Genomic DNA, 16,294 nt, shown 5'->3' on the forward strand with positions numbered 1-16,294 from the left:
CCGATCGGCAGTGGGTTGCGAAATCCAACTTAGCACTTGACGGCATGAAATCCATGCCGCAGTGTGAGTCGGGAAATCCAACCGACTAGACGAGAAGTTTGACGTGGCCGATGTGGATCTCGAGGCAGCGAGCGCTTTTGTGAGCGCCGCAGGATTGCAACTCGACGAGGTGTCCGGCACCAAAGTCGTCGGACACATCGACCTGTCCGACGCTCATCACACGCCGTGGGGAGTGGTGCACGGCGGCGTCTACACAACGGCCGTGGAGTCCGCGGCAAGTATCGGTGCCAGCACCGCTGTCGCGGACCGCGGCGAATTTGCGGTGGGCGTTCACAACGGAACCGACTTCATACGAGCCCGCACCGGTGGCCGCGTCGACGTCGTGGCACTACCGATTCAGCAGGGCCGCGTTCAGCAGTTGTGGTCGGTTGTCATCACCGATCCGGAATCAGGAAAAGAAGTGGCGCGTGGACAGGTTCGGTTGCAGAACGTTCCGTTGCCGATGTAGCTCAGTCCGGCAATCCGGCGTCGATGTTGACCGAGATTCGCTTGAGGAGTGCGGTGAGTTGCACTTTCTCGTCCTCGCTCAGTCCTGATAGCAACCGGCGGTCGCGTTCGACTCGGCGCGGAAACTCTGCTTCGACCAAAGCCCTTCCGGCTTCGGTCAATTGGAGAAGCACGACGCGTCCGTCGCGTTCGAACCGTTGACGCTCCACCAGTCCGAGCTTGGCCAGTCGATCGGCATGTTTGGTGGTGGCGGCGCCGCTGAACATGGTGACTGCGGTGACTTCGCTGGCGCGTAGTGGGCGATCGCTGCGTGCCAGTGCGCTCATCACGTCGAATTCGGCGCGAGAAACGCCGCTGGGAGCCAGGGCGCGATCAAGTTGGTGGAGGGACTGTGAACTGATGCGGGTGATCCGTCCCATCACCTCGACCGGGGAGGTGTCGATCTCAGGGTAGGCGCGCTTCCATTCACGACGAACTTTGTCGATGAAGTCGTCTTCGGGACTGTTCGCCTGATCCATGGCACACATCTTAGCGACTGATTTCACAGTACTTCACAAGTAATTTACTAGTGAAATATATGTATGCTGGATCAGTGACGACTACTCCGACCCCCAGCACGACATCGAGCCGACTCCGCCATTCGAGCGGAGCAATTGCGCATTCGGTGTCAGCGCAGACGTGGCGGGCGGCGTTCCGGCTCGGTTCCGCCGACGCTGGAATTGCCCCGGCAATACGAGTGGGCCTGGCAACCGCGGTAGTCCTGATTCTGGGCGGTGCGCTCGGGCACGAAGAGCTGGCGGGATTTGCGGCGCTGGGCGCGCTGAGTGCGGCGTTCGGACGATACGAGCCGTACCCCCGGTTGGCGGGCAAACTCGCGATGGTGGGCGCAGCACTTGTTGTGTTCATTGCATTTGGTGCGGCTTTGGGGATGTTCGGTGTGCCGGTCTGGGCGCAGATCGGGGTTCTCTCACTGGCGGCCGGCGCTGCGTACTGCTTCATCTCCGGTTTCCGCATCACTGGTCCGGGGCCCGTGATTCTTGTCTTTGCAGCGACGGGCGCAGCCGGTTTTGCCACGAGTGTTTCGGATCTGGTTCGGCTGGTCGTCGCCGGAACGATCGGTGTCCTGATCGGATGGGCCGCGGCGATGCTTCCCGCGCTTGTGCTGCCGATGGGGCCCGCACGTCTGGCTGTCGCCCGCGCGCTTGCGAACGTCGGGAGGCTCGAGGCCGGCGGTTCAGTCCCGACTGCGCTGGCGTCGATTGCCCATGCACGGACGGTTATCGCGTCGAGCGGTCGGATCAAGTCGACGCTGGGTCATGGACGTGAACTGATGGCGGTGCTCGGCGAAGCGGATGCCGCAATGCGATTGTGGAGCGAGCAGGGCGACCCGACGCTGATTCGCGATATTGCATTGCACGAGGGTGAGCTTCGTAAGATGAAGCGCTCCAGCATGATCGAGCACTCGCTCGAATCTGTATCGGAATTACCCGCGCCGGAGAACTACGTCGTCGCCGGTCTACGGCATCTGTACTCGCGCGCCGTGGTGATGAATGCCGTTCGTATTGTCGTGGCGTCGGCATTGGCCGGATGGGTTGCCGCGGGCGCCGGACTCGAGCATCCGCTCTGGGCGTCGATGGGTGCGATGGCGGCGATGCAGGGACTGAACTACAAGCAGACCGTTCAACGGGGAATCCAACGGCTTGTCGGCAACGTCGGCGGAGCGGTCATTGCTGCCGCTCTGATCGCCCTGACACTCGGTTATTGGCAGGCTGTTGTTGCAGTGGTGATTCTGCAGACCGCGGCGGAGTTGTTTGTCGTCAAGAATTACGCGTTGACGTCGGTTGCCGTGACGCCGATGGCCCTGGTGCTCATCGGTCTCAGCGCACCCATCGAGACCAGCGCGGCGCTCGCGCGAGTGGCGGACACCCTCATCGGAGTGGTGATCGGTGTTGTCGTCGCGGCCGTGACAATCAGCCGCGCCGATCGGAACCACGTCCTACGATGACTCCAGTGCATCGGAGTGAGGGGTTGTGGGTACGTGAATTTCCAGTCGAAGTCGATTATTGCGGCGCTGTGTGCTGCGGCAATTAGTTCGGTGGTCTTGGCGCCGCTGGCGTCTGCGGAGGCACCGGGGGTATCGGTTGCGACCGGAACCGTTGTCTCGAGCGAACCGCTGCCGCGGGATCTCTGGATACCGGGGACCGCCGACGCTACCCGATTCACGTACTGGACCATCGGTTCCGACGGCAGTCCCGCCCTCAGTAGTGGTGCGTACTACGTACCGGCCGGTCCCGCTCCTGAAGGTGGCTGGCCCGTCATCGCGTGGGCACACGGAACCACTGGTCTCGACGACTCCTGCGCGCCCTCCCTGGTCGGGCCAGGTCTCCCGGAACGCGACTACCCGTATCTGGGCCGCTGGCTCGCCGAAGGCTACGCCGTGGTCGCAACCGATTACGTCGGCCTGGGAACTCCGGGACTCATGCCGTACCTCGACGGAAAAGTGGAGGCACACAGCGTCGTTGACTCCGTGAAGGGCGCTCGCGCCCTCGATTCTTCGATCTCGAATCGTTGGGCAGTGGTCGGACAATCGCAAGGCGGCGGTGCGGCAATCACCACCGCCCGATACGCAACCGAATACGGCGGGGATTCCCTCGACTACCGCGGCGGTGTGGGCACGGGTGTGCCGGCCAACATCGAACTGGTCTTCCTGCCGGCCGGCCCCGGATTTCCGCCCATCGCACTTGGCGGAGGCCTGACGTCGTATGCCCTCTACATTCTTGCGGGTCTGCGTGAAGCTCACCCGGAAATCGACGTGAACTCGTACCTGACTCCGCTGGGGCGCGAGCAGGTCGATCTGGCCGAAAAGCTGTGTGCCGCAGACTTGGAAGAGGCATCGAAGAAGCTCGTGATGGGCGATGTGCTGTCGCGCCCGCTCAACGAAATCCCGAACTTCTACGGTCTTCTGAACGACTACATGGGTGTGCCGACCAGCGGCTACGACCGCCCCATCTTCATCGGCCAAGGGTTGTTGGACGTGGATGTGCCTGCCCCGTCGGCACTTTCGCTCGTTGCGGCGCTGGTTGCGAATGGTGAGCCCGTTACCTTCAAGGCCTACAACACCGACCACAGTGGCGCGTTGATCGAATCGCAGGCCGACACCATTCCGTTTGTTGCCAACCTCTTCCGCTAATGAAGCGATGGATTGCGGGCCTCGTTGCACTCGGCGTCGTTGCCTATGTGGGGTTTCTCGTCTGGATATCCGTCGCTGCGTCGGGTCACACCTTCGACGTCGCGGATTCGCCCGAGGCTCCGGTGGTAATCGTTCTGGGCGCTCAGATCAAGGACGGCAAGCCGATGGCGTTCCTGAAAGGGCGCCTCGACGCGGCCGTTCAACTGGTCGAGGACGGTAAAGCGAGTGCCGTTCTGGTGTCGGGGGATGCGAGCGGGGCTTCGGGGGATGAGATCGCCGCCATGGCAAACTACCTGGTAGAGCAGGGGATCGATGAGCGTCGTATCGTCGGGGATCCATACGGCCTGGACACGTATGACACCTGTTCGCGGGCAATACATACGTATGGTGTGTCGAAGGCGTTGATCGTCACGCAGGGCTACCACGTGCCCCGCGCCGTCGCGTTGTGCCGTGACGCCGGGATCGATGCGGACGGTGTGAACAGTGATTGTGGTTGCTCAACACCGACATTAGTCAAAAATGCAGCCCGAGAGTGGATTTTCGCCAAGCCCAAAGCGGCAATCGACATGCTGTCCGGTCGCGATGCCAAGGTCACGACCCCGCCGGAGGATTCGGTCAAATATGCTGTGCGCCTTTATTAACCGCGGTCGGTTGATAAAGGCGCACAGCCGAAGTCCTACTGAGCCGGCTTCTCGGCGATGATCTGGATGAGGTTGCCGCACGTGTCGTCGAAGACGGCGACGACGGCGGTGCCGATATCGGTAGGCGGCTGGGTGAACTCCACACCCTTTTCCGTCAGACGGGCGTACTCGGCCTCGACGTCCTCGACGGCAAACTGAGCGAGTGGAATGCCCTCTTCGGCGAGTGCATCGCGATACGGTTTCACAGCCGGGTGCTTCGCGGGCTCGAGCAGGAGTTGTGGGCCGTCGGGAGCCTCCGACGAGACAACCGTGAGCCACGCATCTTCGCCCAGTGGGATGTCGTGGTGCTTCGTGAAACCGAGGACATCGGTGTAGAAGGCGAGCGCTGCTCGCTGGTCGTCGACGAACAGGCTTGTCAGTTTGATTTGCATTGTGTTCCTGTCTCGAGGGGCCATCGCCGGGTGATTTCGGAGAGTGGCTCGGGATTGAAGTAGTGGAACTTGGAGCGTCCGCGCCGCTCCGTCACGACCAGTCCAGCGGACTCGAGCACGCCGAGGTGCTGCGAGATCGCCTGACGTGTGAAGCCCAGACCGTGTTGCATCGTGAGCAGTGAACAGATCTCGAACAGAGTCTGGCCGTCGTGTGCCGCGAGTTCGTCGAGGATGATGCGCCTCGTGTCGTCGTCGAGAGCACGGTAGATGGTGACCACGGCACCACTATAGGCAAGCTTGCGCTTGCATATCAATAGCTGTTGAGTGAGCACGGTTTGTGCGCAGCGAACAGCGGTTGTGGCGTGCAGCAATGGGTGCTCGCTGCGCACAAGGGGTGTCAGGTTGGCGATGTCCGTCCAGGGAGGCACTGGCATTACCGGTAATCGTCAGCCCTCGCACCCGTGGCAGATCTGGGGTTGGCTGAAGGAATATGTCGTCGACGCAAGGGGCACATGCCATGGCGGGCTGGAGTGAAGATCAGGTAGCGGCAATCGCGAACCCTCAGGAGGTACATGTCGCGACCAGGCGGGCGGACGGTTCGCTGAGAAAGCCCACGATCATCTGGATCGTCGGCGACGGTGACCGGCTCTTTATCCGATCCACTAACGGCAGGCCCGCAGCCTGGTTCAAGGGCGCGATCGCGACGGGAACCGGGCAGATTATTTCCGGCGGCAGCGCGTACGACGTGAAGTTCGTCGAAGCAGACGACGCAGACCTTCCGCTTGTCGACAGTGCCTACCGGAAGAAGTACCGCCAGTATCCGAGCATTGTCGATCACCTTGTCGAAAGTGGACCGCGTTCGGCCACCCTCGAAGTTTTCCCCGCCTGATACGCGAACAGTAGCGAAGGAGTAGTTCATGCGCGGCACAATTATCTACGGCCCCAATGACATCCGATTCGAAGACCGACCCGATCCGGTGATCGTGGAGCCCACCGACGCGATAGTCCGCACAGTGGCAGCGTGCGTGTGCGGTTCGGATCTGTGGCGCTACCGCGGTATCGCGGAGGTCGCCAAGCCCACCCCCATCGGGCACGAATACGTTGGCATCGTCGAAGCGGTGGGCAGCGACGTCACCACCGTGAAGCCCGGACAGTTTGTGGTGGGTGGATTCTTGACCAGCGACAACACCTGCGCGCTCTGCAAAGTGGGTGCGCACGCGAACTGCCTTCACGGCACCGGATACGACGGTTGCCAGGCAGAGTTGATCCGTGTCCAGAATGCCGACGGGACACTCATCGCCACCCCCGAACTGCCGGACGGGGCGATGATCCCGAACATCCTGGCGCTCTCCGACGTCATGTGTACCGGCTGGCATGCGGCGGTCAGCGCAGGCGTCAAGCCGGGAAGCACGGTCGTGGTTGTTGGCGACGGCGCGGTGGGCCTCTCCGGAGTTCTTGCGGCAGCGGAGCTGGGTGCGGAGCGGATCATCGCGATGAGCCGCCATGAGGATCGACAGCGTCTCGCACTGGAATTCGGTGCCACCGAGATCGTTGCCGAGCGCGGCGACGAAGGCGTCGAGAGGGTCAAGGAACTCACCTCGGGAATCGGCGCGGACTCGGTGCTCGAGTGCGTCGGCACTCAAGATTCCGTCGAGCAGGCTCTGCGGTCCGCGCGCCCTGGCGGCATGGTTGGCTGGGTCGGCGTTCCCCATGTCGCAGATCTTCCTCAGCGGCACATGTTTTGGAAGAACGTCGGTTTGCGCGGCGGACCTGCCCCGGTGCGGGCATACCTCGACCATCTTCTGGACCGCGTCTGGAACGGGCACATCCAGCCGGGCAAGGTCTTCGATCTGACTCTGCCGCTCGATCAGGTCGCGGAGGCATATGCAGCGATGGACGAGCGACGCTCCATCAAGGCCATGCTCATTCCGTGAACGCAGGAGTTTGAACGAACCCCGGTAGTTATCGACGGTCCAGCTGTGGGAGGAGTGTTTCGCGGGCCAGTAGCAAGATCGCCGCAGCGATCGGGATGGCGAGCAGTGCGCCGACGATTCCGAGCAGAGCCCCACCGAGCAGGACAGCAACGACCGTAATCAGGGGTGGCACTTGGACGGTTCGGCCGATGATACGCGGAACGAGTACGTAGTCCTCGACGAGTCGGAGCATGATAAAGAAGGCGACGGTGGCGAGCGAAATTGGCAGTGACACAGTCAAAGCGACCAGGGCGACGACGATTCCGGCGAGTGTCGATCCGACTATCGGGATCAGGTCGAGTACTGCGACGAGTACGGCGAGCAGTAGTGGGTAGGGAACACCGAAGGCGATCAGCCAGATGAAGGTGAGGACGGCGGTGATGAGCGAGATCAGGATGTTCCCGAGGACGTATCCGCCAACCTTGGCGAAGATCCCGTCGCCGATCAGGATGGTCCGCGGGCGGCGGGAGTGGGGTGCCAGGCGGTAGAGCGAGGCGCGGATTCGGGGGAAGTTGGCGAGGAAGTAGGCGGTGCGGACGACTACTATGACGGTTCCGCTGATCGCGCTGAACACGAACTTGCCGGCACCGAGGATCCCGCCGACGACACCCGGGACACCGTCGCCACCGATCGTCTGTTGGAGCTTGTCCTGAAGATGGAATCGAGAATTGAGTTCGTCGATAGCGGGGTAGCGCTCTTGGAGGTGGTGCAGGTAGTCGGGGGCGTTGTCGACGAGTGCGCTGCCTTGGGTGACGATCGGAGGTATCGCGGCAGCGAGGAATCCGGCGAGCATGCCGAAAGCCGCGAGGAAGACCACGGTCACAGCTGCCCAACGGGGAATTCGGCGTTCCACCAACCACGACACGACGGGTTCGAGGCCGACTGCGAGGAACGCGGCGATGACAATGAGGACGAGCACTCCGTGTGCTGCGATCAGCAACTCGATCCCGCCGTAAGTGACGGCCACTCCGGCGGCCGCCGCCATCCCGATCATGAACGGAGACTTGCGGTCGAAGCTCGGTCCGGGCTCACCCAGTGGGTGGGCAGGTGAGCTGATTCGGGCGGCGTCTTGTTCCGCGGCGATGATCGGTTGTCCTTCGGCGGCGGTATGGGGTTGACCGACTGCGTCACCGTGGGCAGGTTCTGTACCTCCGACCGTGGGCGGCGAGTCGTTGTCGGGTTCGGGCATCGGAACCTCCGGCATCTCGAGGTGCGCCCAGCGGGACGGACAGTTCTTTCGCTGCGCTGTCCTGGTGGTTTACCTCGAGCGGAGGTAATCCAAGCCGAGCATCCGGTCTCGATTCCGAGGGGCGAGGCGAGCTACACGTCGGTGTCGGTGGGTAGGGACGGGAGTAGTAGGAGAAGCGCACGTTCGAGCTGATCAGCGAGTTGCGTCTCCGGGTGCGTTATCCAGTACTCGTGGGCCGATTGTGTGGCGGCGAGAACCGCGTGTCCCACCGCAATCGGGAAGAATTCGTCGGTGGTGCGGGCGCTCACGAATTCGGTGGCAGCGGCTCGCCACCGCGTATGACGCTGCGATGCCTGCGCTTGCACGGCGGGTTCCGTCAGGACCAGTTGGGCGCGGTGTCTGGCCCATTCGATCTGGTCGTCGGGGAAGGCCATTGCCGTGACGACGGCGCGCACCAAGACGGCTTCGTACGGTTCGGTCGTGGTGCTATCGGCGAGTGCTTGTCGCAGACGGCTGATCTCGGCATCCGATTCGACCCACAGGACGTCGGCCTTGGTCGGGAAGTATCGGAAGAAGGTTCGAGTGCTTATGCCCGCTTCGTTCGCGATGTCCTCGACGTTGGTCCGGTCGAAGCCGCGTTCGACGAACAGTCTCTGGGCGACGGCGGCGAGGTGGTGCGCGGTTGTTGCCGCCGGCCTGCCGCCGCGGTCGATTCGGTTGTCGGTACTCATCACGCGGTCCATCGTTCCAGGTTCGTTCGGGCATGCGTCGATCTTCGGGCTTCGGAGGGTTTCGCGTAATCGTCCCGGGGTGAGTTTTCCCAAAACGCCATGTTTTGGCATCGACTGACATAACCTCTGTCGTACGACGCGGCGCCGCTGAAGGTCGGTGCTGCATGTGCCGAAAGGTTTGCTGTCATGGGGCAATTCGATGGTCAGGTTGCATTCGTCACCGGTGCTGCACGGGGTCAGGGGCGCAGCCATGCCCTACGGCTCGCGCAAGAAGGAGCCGACATCATCGCGATAGACGTCTGTCGACAGGTCGACACAGTGCCGTATCCGACCGCCACTGCCGACGACCTCGCGGAAACCGAGCGCGAGGTCAAAGCTCTCGGTCGTCGCATTGTTGCCCGCGAAGTCGACGTCCGGGACCTCGAAGGCTTGAAAGTGGCGGTCGACGCCGGTGTCGATGAGCTCGGCCGGCTCGACATCGTGCTCGCCAATGCAGGCATCTCGGTGCCTGCTCCGACGCTCGAGATGTCCGAGGAGACCTGGTCGACGATGATCGACATCAATCTCACCGGAGTGTGGAAGACCTGCGTCGCCTCGGTGCCGCATATCGTCGCGGGTGGTCGGGGCGGTTCCGTGGTGATCACGAGCTCGCTAGCGGCTCTGAAAGCGAACGCGAACACCGCACATTACTCAGCGGCTAAAGCGGGTCTGGTCGGGTTCATGAAGGTACTCGCCAAAGAACTTGCGCCGCAGAATATCCGAGTCAACACCATCCATCCCACCACCGTCGCCACCGACATGATCCTCAACGACGCCACCTACAAGCTCTTCCGGCCAGACCTCGCCGCGCCGACACGCGCTGATTTCGAGGAAGCCGCATTGACACTCAACACCCTGCCGGTGCCCGCGCTCGAATCATCCGACATCACCGAGGCGGTGCTCTACCTCGTCGGAGACAGCGGACGCTATGTCACGGGAACCACGCACACCGTCGACGCCGGCGGTCAGCTCTAACCGACGGCTCGGGCTCATAACAAGGCCCTCGCGCACGAGTTGGCCCAGCACAAGATTCGCTGGTGTGGCCGGTGAGCAAATGCTCACCGGCCACACTACTTTCGACGGAAACTCAGATCAACGCGAAGGCAGCAAACGCTCCCAGCGCGATCAGTGCAGCGCCCGTGATGCTCTGCACCCGACGGTCCACGACGCACATCACCGAGAGGAAGCCCGGCATCGAGCCACCGCGCTTGGTGTGCACGATTGCCGCGAGGCTTGGCATGCAGCGGCCGAGGGACACAACGGTGAACAGTGCCGCGCCCAGAGCCGGTGAACCCGAGGCGATGACGCCGAGTGCCAAGAGGTAGTAAGCACTCGATCGGATGAAGATCAGGAATCCGGGTCCGATGATCGCGCCGAAGATCAATGAGACCTTCCACGGCGCCATGGTGCGGCGCAGATGACGCGGAAGCTGTTGGCGCCGCATCGGAGTCGGCATCGTGAGGACGCCCAACTCGTGCAGACCGTACGCAAGTGCCACAACAGCCCAGGCGCCTAACGCCCAGCCGATCGGAATGAAACCAGATATCGCTGCGCCGAGAGCGCCGATCAGGGCGCCGGTGACGGCTCCCGTCGTGACGGAACCCAGTGCATGCCAACCGAGTCGGCGCACCGGCGTCGAAGATCCCTTACGGTCACCTTGCTTCGGTGCAGCAACAACTCCTGCAACCGACATTCCGCAGGTCGACCAGTTGGCGGCCAGTGAGGTGACCAGTCCGGCTCCGACGACTGCAGTGGTCAAAGCGGTTGTCGCAGAGGGCGCGACCACGAGTGCGATGCCGGCGCCCGCCGCAGCACCTGCCGCGATCAGGCTGGCGCGGGTGGCGGTGCCGACCGAGCCTTGAAGGGTCGGCCGGATGTCAGGGACATCGGTCTGGAGTGGGCCGTGTGAGAGAACGGTAGTCATCAGATCCTCCAAAATGTATGTAGTTCAACGAAAAGTGATGAGCCAGAAGTCACAGCACTGTGATGACTCCGATCATGTACGGGTGCACGGAGCACGAGTACTCGTAGACGCCGGCGCTTTCGAACGTGTGCCGGAAGGTGCCGTCTCCGGTGATGCCACTGTCGAACAGTCCGGGCGATTCCACGTGATGCAGTAGTCCGCCGTCATCGAAACGCCACTCGACGGTGCCGCCGTGTTCCACGGTTACGTCCATCGGGCTGAACTGAACATTGCTGATCTCGACCACGACGTCGGGGGCGGGATCTTCTGTGCCGCAAGCAGGAACACACGTTACTGCGACGGCAAGGCCGAAGCCGACGATCCACCTCCTCACTATTGAACGATCACGGTGCCGACCATCATCGGATGGGGCGTGCAGTGGTAGGTGAAGGTGCCGGCGTCGTCGAACGTGAACGAGAAGGTTCCCTCGGTGAGCAACTCGCTCTTCAGTTTCCCTTCGAGCTCACCGTTGCCGACCACGTCGTGGGGAAGTCCGCTGTCGTCGAACTTCCACTCGACGGTCTGGCCCTTCTCGATCGTGACCGACGCCGGTGTGTAGGCCATGTTCTTCACCTCGATCACGACGGCAGGTTCGTCCGACGCCGAACTGTCGCTGCTGCAGGCGGTGAGACTCAAAGCCGCACAAGCGGCGAGGAAAGCGGGAACGAGCTTCTTCATGAGAGGTCCTCTCGATTCTTCTTACTTGTCAGCGGACGTAACGCAGATTTGCCGTCATTCCGGCTTCGAAGTGGTAGGCATTGTGGCAGTGGAACATCCACTCGCCGGGATTGTCGGCATCGAACTCGATGGCGAGTTCGCTGCCTGGTAGCACGTTGACGGTGTCACGGCGAAGCCCGCCGTAATCCGGCACCGCAAAGGTATGGCCGTGGGTGTGCATGGGATGCCACATGGTGGACGTGTTTTTCATCGTGATCCGAACGCGTTCACCCTGTTTCATCACGAGCTTGCCCGCATCGGCGCCGGCCATACCCCACACGTAGCGGTCTCCGGCCTGGATCAGTTCGATGTGGTAGTCGCGATCCGGTGATTTGGTCTCGAGGCGTGCGGATTCCGCGGGGCGGAGCGCGCTTTCGAGTACCAATCGGCCACCCAATTCCGAGATCACGCCACCCACATCCGGATTCGAAAGCGCCAAGGCGTCGGTGCTGCGCAGGACCGTCGACGCGTAGCCGTCGCGGCCCTCGACCTTGGCTACCACCGGCCACGTTCCAGACTTCACCGTCACGAGTACGTCGTAGCGCTGAGCCATTCCGACGATGATGGCGTCGGCAGGAGTCGGTTCCACGTCGTAACCGTCGGTGGCGACAATCGTCATCTCATGCCCGGCCACGGCAAATCGGTACGGAGTTTCGGCGGCCGCGTTGATGATTCGTAGTCGCAGGGTCGAACCAGGTGCGGCGGTCACAACAGCGGGATCGTTGGGCGGTCGCCCGTTGATCAAGTGCAGTGGATACGCGATGTGCTGCGTCATGCCGCCCAAAGCGTCGGAAGAACCATGGCCGGCGCTCACCAACTGCTGCGCAACTGCCATGTCTCCTGCGGTGTGCTCGACGGGTGTTGATGCGGCCCCGCCATGGCCGCCGTGGCCACCGGCAATCGCCGGATTGAGTGCCATCAGTACGGAATCGGGCGTGGTGCCCAATCCGTCGACCCAGTCGTCGAGTACCAGAACGGCATCGGCGTCGGCCCCACTGGAGTCGTTCGGGTCCTCGACGATCATGGCGCCGAAGAGTCCGCGGTCTGCCTGAAGTCCGCTGTGCGAGTGGTACCAGTACGTTCCCGGATCCGGGGCGACGAAGTTGTAGTCGAAGGTCGAAGCCGCCGCGATGGGAGCCTGCGTGGTGGGTGCCGCGCCGTCCATGTCGTTGCGGATTCGAATTCCGTGCCAGTGCAGCGTGGTTTCGGCATCGAGGCTGTTCTGGACGGAGACGTTCACTCGATCACCGGACTTCAGCCGAAGTTCCGGAGCGAGAGCAGCGCCACCGTACGTCCACGTGTCCACAAGACGTCCGCCGAGATCAACCGTCGAGAATCCGGCGGCCAGGGCAAACGCGGCGGTGGTTCCGTTCCAGGCTCGTGCCGACTCTGCGGCAGCAACTTCGGGGTCGGTGGGCAGGATGTAGTCGAGATCGGCCGGCGGCGTCGGAGTTGCTGCAGTGGAACTGCATCCGGCGATCGTTCCCACTGCGCCGAGCCCGAGTGCTCCGGCGCCGAGTGCTCCCAGACTCAGGAACCGACGCCGGCCCATCACCACACCGGATCCGGGACGACTCATCGGAGTACTTCTGGTGTGATCAACCCGGTGACATCACCGACATTCCCCGAGATGTCGACGGAACTGACCTGCTCACCGGTAGTTGCGTTGTAGCCCACGATCTTCTGCGGAGCGGAGCCTTCTACCTCCGGCCCGGTACCGAGTACGTAGAACGTGGCGCCGTCGACCGAGAACGCCGTGCTTCCGATATCGGTGAGGCCGAGGTCGGCGAGAGAAAGACTCTTGATCGGGGCGAACGTAGCCGCGTCGAAGAGATCGACCTTCACAATCGAACCACCGCGTGCTGAGTCCGGGTGAATTGCGCTGTCGGTGTACTCGATTGCCAGACGCGTTGCATCGGCGTTGATGAGGTTCTCGGAGAAGCGTCCGGAATCCTGGCCCGCATTTCCGATAGGCTTGACGGCTTCCTTGGGTAGTCCGTTCGAGAAGTCGAAGACGAAGACGTCACCGTTCTCACTGACCAACAACGCTTTCTGTGCGTCGGCCGCCCACGTCACCTTGCGAGTTGAGACGAAATCGTCGGGCAATACCTTGGATCGGGCAGTCTCGGTGGGGACTCCGTCGTCGCTGATCGTGACCTGCAGGAGCTCGCGAGTGTCCTCGCACACGCTGTACAGCTCGTGTCCGACCATCCAGGTGAACGGTCCACATCCGACGATCTGGAGGGCTCCGGTGGCTTCCTGCTTCTCCAAGTCGACTACACGGATTCCGTACAAGCCGTCGTCCCAGGTGACAAAGAACTTGCCGTCGGAGGTGACAGCATTGGAGCCGGGACGCGAATGCACGCGTGCGACGTCCGGAAGCATGACCTCGGCCGGCTCCAGCAGGTTGCCGGAGTAAGTGCTGACCGTGAAATCGGCTGCGCCACGCGAACCTCGGGGACGCCACACTTCGGCGGCGAGCACCGCAGGGTCATCGCCTGAGTCGCCGACAAATCCGTGGATGACGGGATCCCAGATGCCGGGTCCGACGGTGATACGGCTCTCGGCCACACCGGTTTTCGGATCGATGACGTTGACACTGAGTTCGAGGGCTCCGAATCCTCCTTCGACGCCGAGGAGTCGGTCAGCGGCAATCGGAGTGATCGAGCTGACGTGCAGGGGTTCGGGAATGGTGTCGCCGATTTCCTGATCGTTGGCCCCGAGCGAAATACCCTCACCCGGAGCAGTGAACGGGACGGTGGGGTATGTGACATCACCTGCGCTGGATGGTTCGTCGTTGTCGGACGAACTGCAACCGGCCAAGGCGAGCACAACGGTGAGTGGGAGTATCGCGACGGCAGGCCGGGCGAGCTTTCGGGTGCGTGAACTGCTACTCATGATCCGGCACCGACCTTGGGGCGTGCTGCCGGACGGGTCTGGCAGTCCTCACCGATGATGGGAGCCATGGTGCAGGTGTACGCCTGCGATTCGTCGGAGACACACCAGATGATTTCCTGGTCGTAACTGCCGGAAACCGGGTTGTACATCACTGCCTGCATGTCCGGCTCGCCGCAGAATGCGTTGGAACATGAAGGCGCGCCGCAGCAGTCGTAGTACGCGATCAGGTAGGTCTTTCCGGTATCGGGATTGGTGCAGCACCCAACCCAGAACTCGGCGCCGGGCTTACTGCCGGGCGCGCACGTGGTGACACCGCCGCCGTTGCAGGCAGCGCAGGATGTGCCGTCCATGTTGCACCAGCGCCAGTATTCACATTCCGCGGGATTCTTGCCGTCGTACACGGGGACAAGCGGTTCCGGGCCGGGTGCCGGAGCGGGAGGCGCGGCTTCTTGCGCAAACGCGGTGCGCGTGACGGGCAAGGTGCTGATCAGCGCAACGCCGGACACTCCCATGGTCCACTTGCCGATTCGGCTGATCATCGATCGCCGCGAGACGCGTTCGGAGAGCTTGCGGCCGGTGCGGCTGGTCAGTGAACCACCCTGGCCCGCCATCCATTCGGCCTGCGCTTGAACGGTAGCCTCGTCTACCGGATATCGATTCTCTGTCATGTTGTGCTGTGGAAACGCATTGTCGTCCAACGATTTTCTCCTGATTCGTGAAGAGGAACGAGCAGAACTGAAGGTGATCAGGCCGCGCTGCCCGACTTAGCCTGCGCATGAAGGTGCTGGAGTGAGGGGGTGCCGGACTCGAGTGCGTTGAGCAAGCTCTCGACCTGAGCCATGTGGTTGCACAGGCCCTTTCCGCGAATCTTGCCGTGCTCGTCGAGAATCACGCCGTACGGAGTGGTGCCCACCTGGTAGGCGATACCGACGTCACGAGCGTCGATGTAGCTGAGTTCGGAGCCGATGCCGCTGCCGGCCAAGAACTCGCGGTGCTCTTCGGGAGTTCCGTCGGAGATGATGACAACGTCGAGGTCGGACTCGGCTCGGGCCATGGCTCGCACGCCGGGAAGCAGGCTCTTGCAGGTCGAGCAACTCGGTGCCGTGAACAGCAGGAGCTGCGCCTTGTCTCGATGGCCACCAACTCCGACGGTTCGCCCTTCCTGGTCGATCAAACCGGCAAACGACGGCCCAACCTGTTCGACCTTGGGACCGGTGTCCATCATCCGGGCACCGAGAGGTCCGAGACGCACCTGCACACGGCCGATTTCACGGGCGAGAGCGAGAACCATCAAGAACAGTACGGCCACGGCGATCACGAGAATCACGGTCGCTACGAGCAGAAAAGTAGTCATCGTAGAAGTCCTGCCTTTGCGCAGTCGGTGAATAGGGAGAAGGTCAAACGCCGTACCGAGACGTGGCGCCGGCGGCACGCAATCGGACGGAAGCACTCGAGAGGTAGTCGTCGACGGGGCGCTTGCCGAGATGAACGACGGATCGGATCTGCGCAACGGCGACGCCGGCCAGCACCAGGAGGAGTGCGAGGGTGGCAGCCGTTGCTTGTGCGCCCGCGCCTGCGGAGCTGCCGATTACCAGGATTGCGAGTGATGCGGCGGCAAGGATTCCGGCACGCACCGCATGGAACCATCCGATGCGCGGGATCTCGCCGATGCCGAATGCGAAGCAACCACAGTCGAGGTCGCGTCGGCCGCGAGCAAGGTTGACGACAAGGCCGACAAAGAAGGAGACGAACATGAGTACGGCAATCCCGGCGGCCCACTGCCGGGCGATGCCGGTCACGAGAAGTGCGCCCGCCACAGTCTCGGCGATGGGAAGTGCCCGGGCAATCGGTCCTTCGAGCCCGCTCGGAAGGACTTTGTATCCACGTACCGAACGCAGAACACCGTCGTAGTCCGTCAGCTTGGGGATGCCGGCGAGCAGTAGGACAAACCCGATGATCGCCGATACGGCAGCGATGGTGAAGTCCATGATTCCTCCCTTTCAGGTCGGCAAGCG

At 62.6% G+C, this 16,294-nt stretch carries 20 protein-coding genes; 7 read left to right on the forward strand and 13 right to left on the reverse strand.

Going from position 1 to position 16,294, the window contains the following annotated elements; genetic code table 11:
- Positions 1-103: 103 nt before the first annotated feature.
- Positions 104-508, forward strand: coding sequence for a PaaI family thioesterase (locus tag V2B23_RS05955; RefSeq protein WP_430949498.1), 405 nt, complete (start codon positions 104-106; stop codon positions 506-508).
- Between the two features lies 1 nt (position 509).
- Here the strand turns inward: V2B23_RS05955 and V2B23_RS05960 are convergent, their stop codons facing one another.
- The gene (locus tag V2B23_RS05960) at positions 510-1,025 is read right to left on the reverse strand and encodes a MarR family winged helix-turn-helix transcriptional regulator (RefSeq protein ID WP_430949499.1); all 516 of its coding nucleotides are present in this window, start codon (positions 1,023-1,025) and stop codon (positions 510-512) included.
- Positions 1,026-1,084: 59 nt separating this feature from the next.
- Between V2B23_RS05960 and V2B23_RS05965 the strand changes: the two genes are divergently transcribed.
- The 3 genes from V2B23_RS05965 to V2B23_RS05975 are packed head-to-tail and all read left to right on the forward strand — an operon-like array spanning position 1,085 to position 4,338.
- Positions 1,085-2,512 carry an FUSC family protein gene (locus tag V2B23_RS05965; RefSeq protein WP_430949500.1) on the forward strand — a complete coding sequence of 476 codons (1,428 nt, stop codon included), beginning with the start codon at positions 1,085-1,087 and terminating at the stop codon, positions 2,510-2,512.
- 33 nt (positions 2,513-2,545) lie between these two features.
- On the forward strand, positions 2,546-3,697 hold the full coding sequence (locus V2B23_RS05970) for an alpha/beta hydrolase (RefSeq protein WP_430949501.1): 1,152 nt from the start codon (positions 2,546-2,548) through the stop codon (positions 3,695-3,697).
- The gene (locus tag V2B23_RS05975) at positions 3,697-4,338 is read left to right on the forward strand and encodes a SanA/YdcF family protein (RefSeq protein ID WP_430949502.1); all 642 of its coding nucleotides are present in this window, start codon (positions 3,697-3,699) and stop codon (positions 4,336-4,338) included. The genes V2B23_RS05970 and V2B23_RS05975 overlap by 1 nt, the downstream gene beginning before the upstream one ends.
- 35 nt (positions 4,339-4,373) lie before the next feature.
- Here V2B23_RS05975 and V2B23_RS05980 read toward each other — a convergent pair whose 3' ends face one another.
- Positions 4,374-4,769, reverse strand: a complete 396-nt coding sequence (locus V2B23_RS05980; RefSeq protein ID WP_430949503.1) for a VOC family protein — start codon at positions 4,767-4,769, stop codon at positions 4,374-4,376.
- The gene (locus tag V2B23_RS05985) at positions 4,754-5,038 is read right to left on the reverse strand and encodes an ArsR/SmtB family transcription factor (protein ID WP_430949741.1); all 285 of its coding nucleotides are present in this window, start codon (positions 5,036-5,038) and stop codon (positions 4,754-4,756) included. The genes V2B23_RS05980 and V2B23_RS05985 overlap by 16 nt, the downstream gene beginning before the upstream one ends.
- 248 nt (positions 5,039-5,286) lie before the next feature.
- Here V2B23_RS05985 and V2B23_RS05990 point away from each other — a divergent pair, with 248 nt between their 5' ends.
- Complete coding sequence (locus V2B23_RS05990) at positions 5,287-5,658, forward strand: DUF2255 family protein (protein ID WP_430949504.1); 372 nt, start codon at positions 5,287-5,289, stop codon at positions 5,656-5,658.
- A 28-nt stretch (positions 5,659-5,686) separates the two neighbouring features.
- Complete coding sequence (locus V2B23_RS05995) at positions 5,687-6,703, forward strand: zinc-dependent alcohol dehydrogenase family protein (RefSeq protein ID WP_430949505.1); 1,017 nt, start codon at positions 5,687-5,689, stop codon at positions 6,701-6,703.
- A gap of 28 nt (positions 6,704-6,731) precedes the next feature.
- Here V2B23_RS05995 and V2B23_RS06000 read toward each other — a convergent pair whose 3' ends face one another.
- Positions 6,732-7,931, reverse strand: coding sequence for an AI-2E family transporter (locus V2B23_RS06000; protein WP_430949506.1), 1,200 nt, complete (start codon positions 7,929-7,931; stop codon positions 6,732-6,734).
- Positions 7,932-8,062: 131 nt separating this feature from the next.
- Positions 8,063-8,662: a TetR family transcriptional regulator gene (locus tag V2B23_RS06005; protein WP_430949507.1), complete on the reverse strand. Its 600-nt coding sequence runs from the start codon at positions 8,660-8,662 to the stop codon at positions 8,063-8,065.
- 186 nt (positions 8,663-8,848) lie between these two features.
- Here V2B23_RS06005 and V2B23_RS06010 point away from each other — a divergent pair, with 186 nt between their 5' ends.
- On the forward strand, positions 8,849-9,676 hold the full coding sequence (locus V2B23_RS06010; RefSeq protein WP_430949508.1) for a mycofactocin-coupled SDR family oxidoreductase: 828 nt from the start codon (positions 8,849-8,851) through the stop codon (positions 9,674-9,676).
- A 112-nt stretch (positions 9,677-9,788) separates the two neighbouring features.
- On the opposite strand, the gene V2B23_RS06015 is transcribed toward V2B23_RS06010, so the two are convergent.
- From V2B23_RS06015 to V2B23_RS06050, 8 genes are all read right to left on the reverse strand, one after another.
- Entirely contained in the window at positions 9,789-10,625 is an 837-nt protein-coding gene (locus V2B23_RS06015; RefSeq protein ID WP_430949509.1) for a methylamine utilization protein, read from the reverse strand.
- A 49-nt stretch (positions 10,626-10,674) separates the two neighbouring features.
- Positions 10,675-10,998, reverse strand: coding sequence for a cupredoxin domain-containing protein (locus V2B23_RS06020; RefSeq protein ID WP_430949510.1), 324 nt, complete (start codon positions 10,996-10,998; stop codon positions 10,675-10,677).
- A complete protein-coding gene (locus V2B23_RS06025; RefSeq protein ID WP_430949511.1) occupies positions 10,998-11,342 on the reverse strand; it encodes a cupredoxin domain-containing protein in 345 nt (114 codons plus the stop codon). The genes V2B23_RS06020 and V2B23_RS06025 overlap by 1 nt, the downstream gene beginning before the upstream one ends.
- Positions 11,343-11,370: 28 nt before the next feature.
- A complete protein-coding gene (locus V2B23_RS06030; RefSeq protein WP_430949512.1) occupies positions 11,371-12,960 on the reverse strand; it encodes a multicopper oxidase family protein in 1,590 nt (529 codons plus the stop codon).
- Entirely contained in the window at positions 12,957-14,279 is a 1,323-nt protein-coding gene (locus V2B23_RS06035) for a hypothetical protein (RefSeq protein ID WP_430949513.1), read from the reverse strand. The genes V2B23_RS06030 and V2B23_RS06035 overlap by 4 nt, the downstream gene beginning before the upstream one ends.
- A complete protein-coding gene (locus tag V2B23_RS06040; RefSeq protein ID WP_430949514.1) occupies positions 14,276-14,947 on the reverse strand; it encodes a methylamine dehydrogenase light chain in 672 nt (223 codons plus the stop codon). The genes V2B23_RS06035 and V2B23_RS06040 overlap by 4 nt, the downstream gene beginning before the upstream one ends.
- Before the next feature lie 77 nt (positions 14,948-15,024).
- Positions 15,025-15,633 (reverse strand): redoxin domain-containing protein, encoded by a 609-nt coding sequence (locus V2B23_RS06045; protein ID WP_045065315.1) that lies wholly within the window; start codon positions 15,631-15,633, stop codon positions 15,025-15,027.
- A 43-nt stretch (positions 15,634-15,676) separates the two neighbouring features.
- A complete protein-coding gene (locus tag V2B23_RS06050; RefSeq protein WP_430949515.1) occupies positions 15,677-16,267 on the reverse strand; it encodes a MauE/DoxX family redox-associated membrane protein in 591 nt (196 codons plus the stop codon).
- Positions 16,268-16,294: the final 27 nt, after the last annotated feature.

This window comes from Rhodococcus sp. 24CO, from assembly GCF_050586165.1.
Lineage (GTDB): Bacteria > Actinomycetota > Actinomycetes > Mycobacteriales > Mycobacteriaceae > Rhodococcus_F.